Raw genomic sequence first — 17744 nt, 5'->3', positions numbered from 1 at the left:
GCTATCGCGAAAACGCTGATCTACACAGATTTTTTTTTAATTCAATCTTATAAAAAATCCGTTTTTTTCCGCGTCTTCGCGATAGCGAATCCGTCAAATCTGCGTCTAAAATTTCAGCACTTAAAACTGTGCAGTTATGTGTTAAAAAAAAATTACCAAGCATATAAAATTTATATATTGTATACTCTATTAAAATATCAATAACTATGTTAATCGGATCAAACCACATCGAATCTCATAACGAGGGATTATTAAAAAAACACCAAAACAAACTTGTTTTTACAGCATCAGAAATTGATAATACAGAGTCGATTATTAAAAAACTAATCGATTTTCAAATTGCAATTCCATCTTGGGCTTTAGGAACAGGAGGAACAAGATTCGGACGTTTTGCGGGAGGCGGAGAACCACGTTCAATCGAAGAAAAAATCGAAGATGTTGGGTTGCTTCATAAATTAAACAACGCTTCAGGTGCTATTTCACTTCATATTCCGTGGGATATTCCACAAGATTATAAAGCAATCAAAACATTAGCATCGCAGCACAATTTAAAGTTTGATGCCATGAACTCGAATACATTTCAGGATCAGGCAGATGCAGAACATACATACAAATACGGTTCATTACAAAACGTAAATAAAGCTGTTCGTAAACAAGCCATTGCACACAATATTGAAGTTATTAAACACGGAATCGAATTAGGTTCAGAGTCATTAACCGTTTGGTTAGCTGACGGTTCTAACTTTCCGGGGCAGTTAAACTTCCGTAAAGCGTACCAAAACACCTTAGAAAGTTTAGAAGAGATCTACGATGCATTACCTTCAAACTGGAAATTATTTTTAGAATACAAGTGTGCCGAGCCTAACTTTTATTCTACAACAGTGGCAGACTGGGGTCAATCCTATTCTTACGTAAAAAAATTAGGAGACAAAGCACAAACCTTAGTCGATTTAGGACATCATTTACCAAACGCCAATATCGAGCAGATTGTTTCATTATTATTAATGGAAAACAAACTAGGCGGATTCCACTTTAACGATTCAAAATACGGTGACGACGATTTAACAGCTGGAGCTTTAAAGCCATATCAATTATTCTTGATCTTCAATGAATTGGTTGAAGGAATGGACGCAAGAGGAATGAACCACGCCAAAGATTTAGGCTGGATGATCGATGCTTCACACAACATCAAAGATCCGTTAGAAGATTTATTACAATCTGTTGAAGCCATTATGATTGCTTACGCACAAGCACTTTCAGTAGACAGAAAAGCATTAGAACAAGCACAACAAGAAAATGACGTCGTAAAAGCACAGGAAATTCTTCAAAACGCTTTCCGTACAGACGTTCGCGCATTAGTTGCCGAAGCTCGTTTACGTTCAGGAGCAGCTTTAAATCCGGTAGGATTATACAGAAGTCTTTCTGTGAGAAAAAATCTTATTGGAGAAAGAGGATTAAAAACATTGGCTACTGGTTTGTAATTATGAGTTTTGAATTATGAATTATAAGTTGATAAAAAACTTAGCAAAAACATAATTCGTTAACTCATAATTTATAACTCATAACTCATAACTAAATTAAATGAATGTAGTTGCAATTTTTGATATTGGTAAAACAAACAAAAAAGTATTTTTATTTGATGAAAACTATCGAATTGTTTGGGAGAAATCAGTCAATTTTGACGAAACGGTCGACGAAGATGGTTTTCCCTGCGAAGATATAGAAGTGCTTAAAAACTGGATTTTTGAGCGCTTTTCAGAAATAAAAACGTTGACCAATTATGTTTTAAAAGCCATCAATTTTAGTACTTACGGTGCTAGTTTTGTCTACATTGATAAAGAAGGAAAAGTTTTAACTCCTCTGTATAATTATTTAAAAGATTATCCGGAGGATTTAAAAAACGACTTCTATAAAAAATACAAAGGAAAAGAAGCATTTGCAGTAAAAACAGCTTCTCCGGTTTTGGGAAGCTTAAATTCGGGAATGCAGATTTACCGTTTGAAAGAAGAAAAACCAGACTTGTTTAAAAAAGTAGCGTATTGTCTGCATCTTCCACAGTTTCTGAGTTTTCTTTTAACCAATGAAGCTTATGCTGATATTACAAGTGTGGGCTGTCATACCAATCTTTGGAATTTCAAAAAAATGAAATACCACAAATGGTTAAAAAATGAAAAAATTTCAGGAAAAATTCCGCCGTTTTATAACGGAAAAGATGTTATTAAAACTAAAGAAGGTTTAGCAGTAGGAGCGGGGCTTCACGATAGTTCATCGGCGATAATTCCGTATACTATAAACTTTACAGAACCTTTCGTTTTATTATCAACAGGAACCTGGAGTATTTCCTTAAATCCGTTCAACAATAAACCGTTGACTTTTGAAGAGTTACAACACGATTGTTTGTGTTATTTACAATACACAGAAAAGCCTGTAAAAGCCGCAAGACTTTTTGCAGGAAACGAACACGAAGTGCAGACCAAGCGTTTAGCAGAATATTTTAACGTTCCGGTTGATACATACAAAGATGTTTATTTTGATAAAAATGTCGTTTCAAATTTACGAGCGTTAAATTTTCAAATCATTTATCCTAAAAAATATAATTTTGATATTTTGAAAGAATGTCCTTTTCAAAACAGAGACCTTTCAACATTCAAAAATTACGAAATCGCCTATCATCAATTAATGTTAGATTTGGTAGAACAGCAGGTTTTTTCAACTAACTTAGTCATTCATAACAGCCCTGTAAAGAAAATTTTTGTAGACGGAGGTTTCAGTAAAAATTCAATTTATATGAATTTATTAGCCGAAGCTTTTCCGGATGTTGAAGTTTATGCTGCATCGATGGCGCAGGCAAGTGCTTTAGGAGCAGCATTGGCCATTCATCAAAACTGGAATCCTAAACCAATTCAAAATGATTTGATTGATTTAAAATTTTACAAACATTAAAGTTTATGCCACAGATTAATGGATTAAATTGATTTTTGTTTCACGCAGATTCTGCAGATTATAGCAGATTTAATTTTAGAAAATCTGCGCGTATCTGCTTAAATCTTTTTAAATCTGCGTGAAAAAATAATAATTACCAAGAATATGAAAATCGGACTATTTATACCGTGTTATGTCGATCAGTTTTATCCAAAAGTAGGTATCGCGACATACGAACTTTTACAGAAATTAGGCTGTGAAGTTCATTTTCCGATGGGACAAACCTGCTGCGGACAGCCAATGGCAAACAGCGGTTATGCACATTTAACAAAAGGCTGTGATGCTAATTTTATAAGCAATTTTGCGGGATTCGATTATATAGTATGTCCTTCAGGAAGTTGTGTTCTGCATGTAAAAGATCATTTGCATGACGAAAAAAATGAAGAAGCCGCGACAAAAATTAGAAACACCGTTTTTGAACTAACAGAATTTATAACTGATATTTTAAAAATTGACCATATAGAAGGACGTTTTCCTTTTAAAGTGGGAATGCACGTAAGCTGCCACGGACAACGCGGACTACATCTTTCGCAGATGTCGGAATTAAACGCGCCATTTTTCTCAAAACCAGAACAATTACTGCATAATATAAAAGGACTTGATTTAGTTGCTTTAACGAGAAAAGACGAATGCTGTGGTTTTGGAGGAACATTTTGTGTGACCGAAGAAGCTATTTCTGTAAAAATGGGACAAGACCGAATTAAAGATCACGAAAGCCATAACGTAGATTATATTACAGGCGGCGATATGTCATGTTTAATGCATTTAGATGGAATTTTGAAAAGACAAAAAAGCCGAATAAAAACCATTCATATTGCTGAAATATTAAATTCACTCGAAAATTAAAATAGATGTTGAGTATAAAATTTAACCGCAAAGTTCGCAAAGAAAAAACACGCAAAGTACGCTAAGATTAAAAATTAGCTTTGCGAACCTTGAGTACTTTGCGGTTAAATAAGCACACCAATAATAAAGATTTCAAAATTGACTTTTAAATAATTAAAAATGTCATCAGAAAAAATAATACAGCACAGCGAAGCCGCAGCAAAGTTCAACAAAGATGTAGAACGTGTCAATTGGCATGATGAAACACTTTGGTTTGTTCGTGCAAAGCGTGATAAATCGGCACATCAAATTAAGGATTGGGAATTATTACGAGAAACGGCATCCCAAATAAAAGCCAATGTACTTTCTAATATTCATGATTATTTAGTTGAATTTGAAGCCAATGCCCAAAGAAACGGAATCATTGTACACTGGGCAGCCGATGCAAAAGAACACAACGAAATCGTCCATTCAATCATGGCAAAACATGATGTAAAGCAAATGGTGAAATCAAAATCAATGCTTACAGAAGAATGCCATTTAAATGATTATTTAGCCGAAAAAGGCATAGAAGTTATCGACTCAGATTTAGGCGAATATATTGTACAGCTTCGTAAAGAACCGCCAAGTCATATTGTATTACCAGCTATTCACCTTAAGAAAGAAGATGTAAGTGAAACTTTTCATGAACATTTAGGGACAGAAAAAGGAAATTTTGATCCGCAGTATTTAACCGAATCAGCACGTCATAGTTTAAGAAACACCTTCTTAACCCGAAAAGTAGCATTAACCGGAGTTAATTTTGCCATTGCAGAAACCGGAGAATTTGTAGTCTGCACCAATGAAGGAAATGCCGATATGGGTGCGCATTTAGCCGATGTTCATATTGCGTGCATGGGATTCGAAAAACTAATTCCGCAGCGTAAACATTTAGGTGTTTTCCTGAGATTATTGGCAAGAAGCGCAACAGGACAACCTATAACCACTTTTTCAAGCCATTTCAAGAAACCAAGAGACGGGAAAGAACTTCATATCGTAATTGTCGACAACGGCAGAAGCAAACAATTAGGAAGAGAAGATTTTAGAAATTCTCTAAAATGTATTCGATGCGGTGCCTGTATGAATACCTGTCCGGATTCGTTATTCTGAAAAATTTAAAGGATCTATAGAAGCCAATTTTTATCAAGAAGTGACAGATACTATAGAAATCTTGAAAGCCGGTTTTGCAAAAAAAGATATGGATGCTTTTGGTAATGATTTAATAGTTGCTCGTGAAGCATCACTTAAACAAGAAGTTTATGCAATACTCAATATCAAAGAATAAGTATGTTTTTATTGGATTAAATGTGTAGTCCCTACGGGACAAATTTTCAAGGTGCGATCTTTGGGATGCTACCGATATTTAATCTCTCCGAGATATTCTAAGAGAAACAATTAAGACATTCATATTAAATCCGTTAGGAGTTTCATATCGGTAGAAAAAAAAATAGCATTGCCAGTTAAGTATACCCCGTTAGGGGTTTAATATCGGTAGAAAAAATAAAGTGACATCAGAAATACTCCGTTAGGAGTTTCATATCGGTAGAAAAAACAATAGCATTGCCAGTTAAGTATACCCCGTTAGAGGTTTAATATCGATAGAAAAAACAAAGTGACAGCAGAGATACTCCGCTAGGAGTTTCATACCAGTAGAAAAAACAATAGAATTCCCCGTTAAGCATACCCCGTTAGGGGTTCAATATCGGTAGAAAAGAAATCAAAGGATAGTAGAAATACTCCGCTAGGAGTATATCGTTGGTAGAAAACAAAATTCAAAATAAGGCAGATACTCCGTTAGGAGTATTTGATTCATTACAAAAGATATTATACAATAATCAATTCCTAGGTCAGTTTTAATTAAAAGTATAACTTTATATTTCAGGATTAACAAAAACAAATTAGGAATGGGTAACGAAAAAAAACTTAAAGCTATCGCTTACGGAGAAGTGCTGTGGGATGTTTTTACCAACGAAAAAAAGATAGGCGGCGCACCGTTGAATGTAGCTTTAAGAATGAAATCATTAGGATGCGACGTTGCCATGATTAGCTGCGTAGGAAACGACGAAGACGGAGAAGCCATTCTGGACACAGTAAAAGATTTAGGGCTTGAAACCGCTTCCATAATCACGTCAAAAGATTTTCCAACAGGATTAGTAAACGTAACATTAGATCAAACCGGATCTGCAACTTATGAAATAAAATATCCATCGGCTTGGGATAAAATTATATTAAACGACGAAGCTAGAAAACTTACAACAGATGCTGATGTTTTAATTTACGGAAGTTTGGTCTGCAGAGATGAGGTTTCCAGAAAATCATTAGAAGAACTTTTGCAAACCAATGCTTATAAAGTATTTGATGTCAATTTAAGAAAGCCTCATTATACGTATGAAATCCTCGAACAATTAATGAAATCAGCCAATTTCGTTAAGTTCAATGATGAGGAAATTTTAGAAATTGCATCAGCTTTAAACTTTCCACATACAGATTTAAAAGAGAATATGAATTTTATTTCTTCTTTGGCAGACGTAAAAGGAATATGTGTTACAAGAGGAAAAAATGGAGCTTTACTTTTATGGGAAGGCGCTTTTTATGAAAATAATGGTTATCCAATTATTGTTGCTGATACTGTTGGTGCGGGAGATTCTTTCTTGGCAACTTTAGTAACATCTTTACTTACAGATAAAAAACCGCAGGAAGCTTTAGATTTTGCCTGTGCAATGGGAGCGTTAGTTGCTAGATCGCCAGGCGCAAATCCGAAAATTTCTTTATCACAAATTGAGAATTTAATGAAAAGAAAATAAAAATAACCTCAAAGAACGTCATTGCGAGGAACGAAGCAACCGCACTAGAAATTGATTCAGCAAATGAGATTGCTTCGTTCCTCGCAAAGACAAAAACATAGGTATAACTTTATTAAAAACAATCAACCACTATAAAAATCCTATAAACAAAGGGTAAAATATAATTTTTATATTGTAATTTTTGTAAAATACTGTCAAATTAGCTTATAATTGTACTTTTTACAAGTATTTTAAAAATTAGACTTTGAAGCATTTTTTTCTATATCTTCTACTAATAGGCTTTTCATTTTCAGGATATTCGCAAGATTATCCCGTTAAGTTTTTGGATATATCTGACGGATTATCAAATAATTCCGTAACCACGATATTTCAGGATAGTGAAGGTTTTATGTGGTTTGGAACTTACGATGGTTTAAACCGATACGATGGCTACAATTTTAAAGTTTTTAGAAACCGAATCAACGATCCAAAATCATTATTATTCAATGCGATTTACAATATCGAAGGCGATTCTAAAAACAACATTTGGGTAGGAGGAAACAACGGAGTCTGCATTTACAACAAAACTTCGGCTACATTTCATTCTGTCGAATATACTTTTTCAAATAAAAAGACAAAATCCCTAAAAGATATTGTACATCAGATGCGTTCTGTTTCTGATAAACTTTTTTTAATTGCTTCTCAAAATTTAGGATTAGTTGCTTTCGAAAATGGTTCATTTATCGGGAAACCAATTCCGCTTACCGTTTTAGGAAACCAAATCAACGTCAATAACTACGACGCGATAGCCATTCAGGAAAATAAGAATAAATCCGGAAGCTGGGTTTATATTCGAAATGTCGGACTTTGCAATTACACTTATAATTCAAAGAGATTACAAGTAGTTTTTCCGCTTTCAATTGGTGTAAAAGCAATGAAACTCTCTTTAGATGGAAATCTTTGGTTCGGAACAGACGAAGGGCTTTTTCTGTTTAATACCAAAACCGGAACACTTTCGGATAATTATTTCTCAAACAAATGCAGCGTTACGGATATTCTCGCAGACAAAAAAGGCGAAATCTGGGTTACAACAGACGGCTGCGGCATTTTTCAGGTTATTGGAAACAATAAAAAAGCTGTGCCATATAATTCGGTTAAAAACAACCAACTGGCAAAAAGTAATTCGGTTTGGAGTTTATACGAAGATAAATCAGGGAACAAATGGTTTGGTTCCCTTCGCGGCGGAATCAGTATGTTGAGCGACACGCCAAAATATTTTAAAAGCATTAGATACAATGGAAAAGATCCCGCCGAAAACTTTATTCTGTCTTTTTGCGAAGACGAAAAAAAGAATTTATGGGTTGGTACAGACGGTGCAGGTTTAAAATATTGGGACCGAAAAAATAACACTTACATCAATTACAGCAATGCACTTTCAAGCAGTTTTATTACCGGAATTGTTCGTGATAACAATAATGATATCTGGCTTTCGACCTGGGCTGGCGGCGTAAACAGAATCAATAAAGAAAACAATACGGTAACGAAATTTTCTTGTTACAATCCGTACACCAAACAAGTGGAGAAAAATATTTGGTTTGTCTACAAAGATTCAAAAGCAAATATTTGGGCAAGTGCGACAAACGAAGGCACTTTATATCTTTTTGACCGAGCGCAAAACAATTTTGTTCTTTTTGATAAAAATGTGACCAATCTTCAGTCTATCATAGAAACAAGCGACGGAAAGCTTTGGGGAGGAAATTATACCTCTTTATTTTCCATAGAAAAAAACACCAAAAAGATTACCAAAACTACAATAGGAAACCCTGTTCGATGCATTTATGAAGATAAAGACAAAAATTTATGGCTAGGAACGCAGGAAGGCGGTTTGCTTTTATTTGACCGAAAAACAAATAAATTCAAAAGATTTACGTCTGATGACGGACTTCCTTCCAATACCATTTTAAGATTATTTGAAGATAAAGAAGGAAATCTTTGGATGAGTACGTATAATGGCATTTGCCGATTTGATAAAAAGAGAAAAACCTTCCGCAATTTCTCTATAAACGACGGACTTCAAAGTAATCAGTTTAGTTTTAATGCCGGACTTCAGTTATCGACAGGAGAATTTCTTTTTGGTGGCATAAACGGTTTTAATATCTTTTTTCCAGAAGCCATAAAAGGATTCAATCAAAAGAATAATGTTTTGCTGACTGATTTTTATGTAAACAATCAGCCCATAGAAGAAAGCAAAGCAGAAATCACAACCAATTCTGAAAAAATAAAAGAAGTCGAACTGGCTTACGATCAAACCACTTTATCTTTAGAATTTGTTGCCTTAGATTATAATAATGCCGACAAAATAAATTATGCTTATTTTTTAGAAAACTGGGACGAACAATGGAATTATGTGGGTCAGGCCCGAAAAGCAAATTACTCCAGACTTCCCGAAGGAAAATATACTTTTAAAGTAAAAACAACCAATTTTAAAGGAGGCTGGAACAAAGAAGTCAGCCTTGTTTCCATACAAGTTCTGCCACCTTGGTACAGAACCTTGTGGGCTTATTTATTGTATATTTTGAGTATTGCAGGACTTCTTTTTGTTTATTTGGATTACCATAAAAACAAAGAAAAACTAAAATATAAAGTCAAAATTGCCGAACTGGAAAGTAAGAAAGAAAAGGAAATTGCCGAAAAACAATCTTCTATGTTTACTTATATTTCGCATGAATTTAGAACCCCGCTTTCGCTGATTATAAATCCGTTGAAAAAAGCAGTTCAAAAAGAAGATGTCCAAAATGGTTCTTCGGGAAGTGATTTGGCAATTGCACACCGAAATGCCAGAAGACTTTTAAGTCTTGTAGATCAGCTTTTACTTTTTAGAAAAGCAGAAAATGATGCGGATTCGCTTCGTTTATCTCCAATAAATGTAAACAATCTTTGTAATGAAGTGTATCAATGTTTTGTAAATCAGGCTAAAGATAAAAACATCGATTATAATTTTACAATTCCGGATCATGAAATTGTAATTATTGGCGATTATGAAAAAATTGAGATTTCGTTATTCAACTTAATGTCAAATGCTTTTAAGTACACACCAATTGGCGGAGAAATTAATCTTATAGTAACAGAAAGTGAGGATGAGGTTTTTCTTGAAATTTCGGATAACGGCGACGGAATCGAGAAAAAAGATATCGAGGTAATTTTCGAAAAATTCAAACAAATCAATTCAAAAGTTTCAATAGGAACCGGTTTCGGAATCGGACTTTTTATTGTCAAATATTTTGTAGACAAACATAAAGGCAAAGTAAGCTGCGAAAGCGAAATAGGGAAAGGAAGTATTTTTAAACTAACTTTTCTGAAAGGAAACAGCCATTTTGAAAATGTTGAAATTACAAATGACGCTCCGCAAAGAAGCCAATTATTTGATGAATTAATAATTGACGATGCCGAAGAAAACAATGCAGCCTCAAATACTATAGTTTCAGAAAGTGATTTCCAAAAAATCATGCTTACCGAAAAACGCACCGTTTTAATTATTGATGATAATGCCGAAATCAGAGCTTATCTGATAAAATTATTCTCAGAAAACTATGTCGTTTACAGTGCCGAAAATGGAGAAGAAGGTTTAAAACTGACCAAAAAACACATGCCGGATCTTGTAATCAGTGATATTACAATGGAAGAAATGGATGGTTTAGAATTATGCCGAAAAATAAAAGAAAGCAACGATTTGTCGCATATTCCGGTAATTCTGCTTACGGCATCAAAAAATCCTGAAACTCATTTGCAGGGAATTAACGATGGTGCCGATGATTATATCACAAAGCCATTTGATGATGATATACTCAAAGCACGTGTAGAATCGTTACTGCGAAACAGAAGTAATCTGCGAACGTATTTCTTAGACAGCATTACACTTAAGGAAAATACCCAAAAAGTTCCGGTAGAATATCAGGAAATGCTAAAAAAATGTATTGACATTGTAGAAGCCAATATTCATAAAAGAGATTTTACCATCAAAAACTTTGCGCTCGAAATGGGAATGAGCCACAGAACGCTTTATACTAAAATCAAAATCATTTCGGGACAGACTTTAAATGCTTTTATACGTTCTGTTCGTATTCGAAGAGCGGCGATGTTAATGCTCACCGAAGACATGAATATTACCCAGGCAAGTGCCGAAGTTGGTTTTGAAGATCCAAAATATTTCAGACAGCAGTTTGTAAAACTCTTTGGAATGACGCCGTCAGAATACATTAAAAAATACAAGAGTTCTTTCAACTCAGATCTCAATATTATCAAATAATAAGTTTTTTGTCATTTACTCGTAACTCGACAAAGATTGGTCATTGCGAGGAACGAAGCAATCTCACGAGCTAAATCAATTAATGATCTTTGTTAGTGCGGTTGCTTCGTTCCTCGCAATGACAAACGGTATAAAACAAAAACCGCAAACGTTTTAGTCTTAAAAGAACATGAAATTTAATAATTATATATTATGTAAAAATATGCTGATATTTTTTCGTAGTCCTTAAAATTTAATATAAAATAATGGTTAATTGCAATTTTGACCTCCTTTTTTTTCCATTTTACCCCTGCTGGAAAGTTTGAATTAAACATTTCTTTGCAGTAATAGTAATGAAGTTAGTCACATTACTAAGTTATAATCATAAGTGTTTGTTTCGATAAGTTTTTTAGCAGTTTAAAAAATTGAGCCTTTTTTAAACATTAAGTAAGAGTTGGTTTTACCGTATAACTTATCATACCCGCAGCTCTTAAAAACTGCGGGTAAAATAACAAGTAGCAAGATTCTCTAAAGAAGAAAGAGCAAAGAAGAAAAAAAGGAAAAGATATACTAACAATTAACCAAACTCACCAATATGAAAATAACCAGATAATCAATTGCAGTCTGTTTTTGCCTCACGAACAGATAAGACCAAACTTAAAAAATGACCTACAAGTTTAAACCAACTTACGTTTTTAGAAAACGACAAACTAACTAAACCTAACTTTAAAAATTAAGAAATGAAAAAAAATGTATTTTTATTTTTTCTTACCCTTTTTGCCATCTTTTTTACCGGATGTCAAAATAACGAATCAGGATTTCCAAGTTCTGATAATCCTACGGTAGTGGTATCAACGAAAGAAATTTATGGTGCACCAAGCAGAAAATTTGAAATCAAAGCCGCTCTGGCTGATGATTTAGGATTAAAAAGCGTAGAGATTCAAATTCCAGAATTATCGCTTGATAAAGTAATCTCATTTGCAACAGATCCGCTTTTAAAATCATACGATTTGAGTTACTTTTTTGAAGTTCCGGCAAACAGAGGAACTTCTGAAGCATTCAAAATAAAATTAATTATTACAGACGTTTCTGGAAATGTGGTAAACGAAGAAGCCAATCTGCGTTTAGACGGCGAATTTGCAGCTCCTTCCATAACAATGGTTACGCCAAAAGAAGGCGCCGTTATCTTGTTATCTACAAGTAACGAAATGCCGGTAAATTTTGTAGTAAACGACGATTCTGGAATTGATTATGTTCAGGTTAAATGTGAAGCACTTGGTATTGACGAAACCGTTACGTTAACAGGTTCGCCACAATCATACACTTTTAATAAAACCTATACACTGCCTGTAACTGCTGCAGATTATGTATTAACTATCACAGCAAAAGACAAATTTGCGATTCCGAATACAGGAACTTTAAGCGTAAATATTGTCGCAACAAACGAATATCCGGCGCTTTATTTATGCGATCAGCCAAAAGGTACAAACCTTACGACTGATGCAGTTGGAGTTCCAATGTATTTCCACGAAAAAAACGGACAGGATTTCGAATTCAAATACTATGCAGATAAAGACAATAAAGAAATTTATTTCTTAGGTCAGGAATCAGATTTTGCCCCGCATTGTTTTGGTTTAAATACGTCTGGAGAATTAGTAGACGATGTTGCTTCAACAGCTATTATTCTTCCAACAAAAGGATATTATAGTATAAAAGTAAATCCAAATACTTTAAAATATACAGCCACAAAATACACACCTTCAAGCAAAGTATGGGCAGATATTGCGAACGGATTATGGCATGATGATGAAGCTTTAAGAAGACCATTCGTAAGCGTTTGCGGCGGCGGAATTCAGGGTGCAGATTGGGATACATGGACGGCTTGGGTTCAAACAGGACTGCATTTAGCAAATAATCCAAACAACCCTTATCAATTAGTAGGAGAATATACTTTGACAGGACAAATGGAAGCGACTTTTACAGGTCAATGGTGGAGCCCTTCATGGAGATTAATTAAAAATGGTATTTGTACCATGTCGCCTGGAGAAAACGGAAATGCAAAATACCCTGCAGTGGCCGGAGTTTACAAAGTAGTTCTTGATACAGAGTTAGAGAGAGTTTTTATAACAAAGAAATAATTTGTTATCAGGCTTTTATAACATTAATAAATAAAACATCTAAATATGAAATTTAAATATATATGGTTTTTTATTGCCCTTTTGTGTACTGCTGTATCATTTGGACAAATAAAAATAAAAGGAACTGTTAAGGATAAAGCAAATGTACCAATTCCGGGAGTAAACGTAATTGTAAAAGGAACTTCAACATCTGCAGCGACTGATTTCGACGGAAATTATACAATCAATATTCCAAACAAAAATGCACAAATCGAGTTTTCATTTGTTGGATTTACAACTCAATTAGTAGCCGTTGGCGATAAAACCGAGATCAATATTGTACTTCAGGAATCAAGTCAGGCCTTAGATGAAATCGTGGTTGTAGGTTATGCCGCAGTAAAAAAGAGCACTGTAACGAGTTCAATTTCTTCTATAAAAGGAAAAGAATTACAAACCATGACAGTAGGTAACGTAACCGAATCATTGCAAGGAAAAGTTTCCGGAGTTCAGGTTACAGGACAAGGCGGGCCGGGCGCACAGCCAAGAGTTTTAATTCGTGGAATTTCTACCGTAAACTTAAGTACAGATCCGCTTTATGTGGTAGACGGAATCCCGATGGGAACGAGTATCAATTTCTTAAGCAATAATGAAATTGAATCTATGGAAGTTTTAAAAGATGCTTCTGCAAGTGCTATTTACGGTTCTCGTGCATCAAACGGAGTTATTCTGATTACGACTAAAAAAGGAAAAGTTGGAAAAACAAGATTCAATTTTGATTTGAGTTCAGGTATGCAGATCATGAATAATCCCTATAATATGGCTGATGCCGAAGGTTATGCAACGATTATGAATAAAGCTTACAACAATTCAGGTTATTCAGATTATCTGCCAAATCCTTCTCAATACAAAGGAAAAACAACAGACTGGTGGAGAGCCGGAATTAAAACCGGAACTCCTGTAACGAATGCTTCTTTTGGAGTAAGCGGCGGTTCAGACAAACATACGTATGCTATAAGCCTGAATTACTATAACTCAGAATCTATGTACGGAATAGGCGGATGGGAAAGAGTTACGATGAGAATTGCAAATGATTTTAAATTCTCTGATAAATTCTCAGCCGGAATTACTTTAAACCCACGTTACGAAACTTGGGGCGCACCGGGCAACTGGGCAGATTTTGACAAAATTGATCCCATTACACCAATTTACAAACCTGCAGATCAGTTAACAGGATTAGAAAATGAATACAGTATTTATGCACGTTCTCCGTCGTATGTATGGAATCCGGTTGCAGCTGTAAACCGTTACGACGATTACACAGACCAGTACAATTTAAATACAAATGGATATTTACAGTACGAACCTATAAAAGGTTTAGTAATTCGTACACAGGCTTCTGTTGAGGTTGGAGATAAAATTTGGAGCAAATTTACTCCAGATTTCGTAATCGATGCCGCGCACGAAAAAGCAGAAATCAATACTATCGAAAGAAGAGCAACAAACAATGTAGACTGGACGTGGCAGAATACGGTAACCTACAACAAAACATTTGCAGGAAAACACAACGCTTCCTTAATGATTGGTAATACAATGGAAGAGTACAACGGAAACGATGTTTGGGGTTACGGAGAAGGTGTGCCAAATAACTCAGATTCTATGAGAGAGTTAAATGCCGCAACTAAAAACCGTAACAGCGGCGGAAACAGCTGGTCAAGTTCTATAATGTCTTATCTCTCTCGTTTTTCGTATAACTACGATGGTAAATATTATTTCACAGGAACTTTTAGACGAGATGGTTCTTCAAAATTCATGGCCAATAACAAATGGGCAAATTTCCCATCGGCTTCTGTTTCATGGAGAATTTTAAATGAAGGATTTATGGAACCTACAAAAGATGTTTTAAGTGATTTAAGATTTAGAGCAGGATGGGGTAAAGTAGGAAATCAAAATTTACCAAGTGCTGTTTATCAGTCAAACATTGGTCAGGGATTTTATATAATCGACGGACAGGTTGTTGATACTTCTTATCCATCATCAATGGCTAATAAAGATATTAAATGGGAAACGGTAGAAGATGTAAGTTTTGGAATTGATTTCGGATTATGGAAAAACAAACTTTCAGGATCATTAGAATATTATCAAAAGAAAACACACGATATGTTGTTCCTGAAACAATTTCCAACTTACAGCGGATTCCCTGGATTTTCTACAATGTGGACAAACGTAGGTTCAATGCAGTCAAGCGGAATCGATTTATTAATTTCTTATAAAGATAAAAAAGGCGATTTCTCATACGGTGTAGACTTAACTTTTACAACCGTAAATGTCGAAATGCTTTCTCTGTCATCTGAAGGAGAAAAATTATACGGCGCAAGCAACAGAACTTTAACTGTAAAAGGGGAAGAACCGGGATATTTTTACGGATATGTTGCCGATGGTTTATTCCAAAACCAAACGGAATTAAATTCTCATACAGACGAACACGGAACAAAATTACAGCCTTATGCACAATTGGGAGATGTTCGTTTTAAAGATGTAAATGGCGACGGAAAACTGGATGATAAAGACAGAACAAAAATTGGTTCTCCATGGGCAGATTACAATGTAGGTTTGAACTTGAATTTTGGATATAAAAATTTCGATTTAGTAGCTAATTTCTATTCAAGTATTGGAAATGACATCGTAAACCAAAACATTTCAGATTTATACAACGGAGCAAGTTTAACAAACAAAGTAAACGGATTAGATCAAATGGCCTGGCACGGTGAAGGAACTTCAAACTACATTCCGCGTTTATCAAAAGACGACAATAATGAGAACTATACAAAATTCTCGTCTCTGTATGTTGAAGATGGTTCTTTCGTACGCATGAAAAACCTTCAGTTAGGGTATTCTTTCTACAACAAATTTGGTTTAGATAAATTGAGAATTTCATTATCCGGACAAAATTTATGGACATGGACAAACTACACAGGAGTTGATCCTGAAGTAGCCGGCGGAGATCCTAATACAGGAGACAGAGTTAAAGGATCAGGTTTTGGCGGATGGAATTATCCTGTACAGCCAACAATCCTGATGGGTCTTAATGTTGCATTTTAATAAAAAACGATCATGAAAAAAATACTAGTATCCATAATAGCTTTAGCCGCATTTACAGTTTCTTGTGACGATTTTATCGAAAAAGAAGAAAGAGGAACGCAGACTTTAGAAAACTATTTTCAAACTGCGCAGGAATGCGAAAACTATGCTAATGAATTAACACAGCGTTTGTTATTAGCAAAAGACTGGTGGACATTAACTGCGCCAAGAGTTACCAACGAAATGTCTACAGATGATGCCTGGATGGGAAACACAGGACAGGACAGCGGTGCGCACAGACCATGTTCTCAATACATCATTACGCCAGATAATATGGGAGATATGAGCAGTATTTACACCGCTCATTTTTACACCATTCAGTCAGCAAATATTGGTTTAGAGAAAATGGCAAACTCGCCAATTTCTGATGCACAAAGAAATCAATATATGGGAGAATCACTATTTGTTCGTGCTTATTGCTACTACGAATTGGTAAATCTTTTTGGCGGAGTTCCGTTATACACAAAATCTTTAGGAACAGGCGATTTGACTTTACAGCGCAGTTCTGCGGCAGATGTTTACGCTCAAATTGAAGCCGATCTTAAAGAAGCAGCATCAAGATTAGAAAGTGCTCCAGTAAAAAGAGACGGAAGAATTAACAAATGGGCAGCGTATGCTTTATTAGCTCGTGTTACTTTATTTCAGGAAAAATGGGCCGATGCCAAATTATATTCAAACAAAGTAATTACAGAAGGACCATTTCAATTGGAAGCCAATTTTTTAAATGTCTGGAATGTAAACAATCATAATGGAGTTGAATCCATTTTGGAAGCACAGACATCATCTGTACAAGACAAAAGTTTAGGAGCCGCTTTACCAACTTTATCAGGAGCAAGAGGCGAAGACAAGAAAAATTTCCCAAGCAACGATGCACAGGATGTTTTGGACGGCTGGGGATGGTGTATGCCAACCAGCGATTTAGAAAACGCTTATTTATCTGAAAATGACGAAATCCGCCGCAAAAGCACCATTACAAAATGGGGAGAACCTGCTTATGGAGATGAGACTTTAAACCCAACACATAAATTCAGTTTAAACGATAATAAATCAGGGCGTATCTGCCGTAAATATTATATTCCAATTGCGACGCGTCGTGCGTTAGATAAAAAAGACGGACACTTACCATTAAACATTCCGCTGATTCGTTTGGCAGAAATGTATTTGACAAGAGCAGAAGCAAATTATCATACAGGCGGCGATGCATTAGCAGATATCAATATCATCAGAGCGCGCGTTCAGTTAACACCAAAAACAGGAATTTCCGGTCCAACACTTTTAAAACAAATCTACAAAGAGCGTCGTTTAGAGTTAGCTTTTGAAGGATTACGTTTATTTGATATTCGCCGTGAAAAAGACCCAACAACCGGAAGACCAGTAATTGAATCTCTAATGGGACCAAACGGAACTTTTGTTCAGTACAACCTGAATTCTACAGATCCGTATGAAACTACAAATACAAGAGAATCACAAGACAAAGGAATCAATTTTAATCCGGCTAAAAACTTATTGTGGCCAATACCACAATTAGAAATTGACTTAAGCGGTGGATTAATCACTCAAAATCCAGGTTACTAA

9 protein-coding genes and 1 pseudogene are annotated in these 17744 nt (G+C 35.1%); all 10 read left to right on the top strand.

The window, feature by feature from the left end; translation table 11 throughout:
• Positions 1-206: 206 nt before the first annotated feature.
• The gene (locus tag B3C18_RS15835; RefSeq protein WP_291148550.1) at positions 207-1481 is read left to right on the top strand and encodes a TIM barrel protein; all 1275 of its coding nucleotides are present in this window, start codon (positions 207-209) and stop codon (positions 1479-1481) included.
• Between the two features lie 100 nt (positions 1482-1581).
• On the top strand, positions 1582-2943 hold the full coding sequence (locus B3C18_RS15830) for an FGGY-family carbohydrate kinase (RefSeq protein WP_291148547.1): 1362 nt from the start codon (positions 1582-1584) through the stop codon (positions 2941-2943).
• A 144-nt stretch (positions 2944-3087) separates the two neighbouring features.
• Positions 3088-3828, top strand: a complete 741-nt coding sequence (locus B3C18_RS15825) for a (Fe-S)-binding protein (RefSeq protein ID WP_291148545.1) — start codon at positions 3088-3090, stop codon at positions 3826-3828.
• A 159-nt stretch (positions 3829-3987) separates the two neighbouring features.
• A pseudogene (locus tag B3C18_RS15820) lies at positions 3988-4941 on the top strand (lactate utilization protein B); the annotation flags it as partial.
• 55 nt (positions 4942-4996) lie between these two features.
• Entirely contained in the window at positions 4997-5131 is a 135-nt protein-coding gene (locus tag B3C18_RS15815) for a hypothetical protein (RefSeq protein ID WP_291148542.1), read from the top strand.
• A gap of 619 nt (positions 5132-5750) precedes the next feature.
• A complete protein-coding gene (locus B3C18_RS15810) occupies positions 5751-6650 on the top strand; it encodes a carbohydrate kinase family protein (protein WP_291148540.1) in 900 nt (299 codons plus the stop codon).
• Positions 6651-6894: 244 nt separating this feature from the next.
• Positions 6895-10935: a two-component regulator propeller domain-containing protein gene (locus tag B3C18_RS15805; protein WP_291148538.1), complete on the top strand. Its 4041-nt coding sequence runs from the start codon at positions 6895-6897 to the stop codon at positions 10933-10935.
• 719 nt (positions 10936-11654) lie between these two features.
• On the top strand, positions 11655-13052 hold the full coding sequence (locus tag B3C18_RS15800) for a hypothetical protein (RefSeq protein WP_291148536.1): 1398 nt from the start codon (positions 11655-11657) through the stop codon (positions 13050-13052).
• 45 nt (positions 13053-13097) lie between these two features.
• Positions 13098-16130, top strand: coding sequence for a SusC/RagA family TonB-linked outer membrane protein (locus B3C18_RS15795; RefSeq protein ID WP_291148534.1), 3033 nt, complete (start codon positions 13098-13100; stop codon positions 16128-16130).
• 12 nt (positions 16131-16142) lie between these two features.
• A complete protein-coding gene (locus B3C18_RS15790; protein ID WP_291148532.1) occupies positions 16143-17744 on the top strand; it encodes a RagB/SusD family nutrient uptake outer membrane protein in 1602 nt (533 codons plus the stop codon).

It is taken from the genome of Flavobacterium sp. UBA7680 (assembly GCF_002482975.1).
GTDB lineage: Bacteria > Bacteroidota > Bacteroidia > Flavobacteriales > Flavobacteriaceae > Flavobacterium.
The sequence above is the reverse complement of the archived record's forward strand: the minus strand, read 5'-3'. Positions and strand labels throughout refer to the sequence as shown.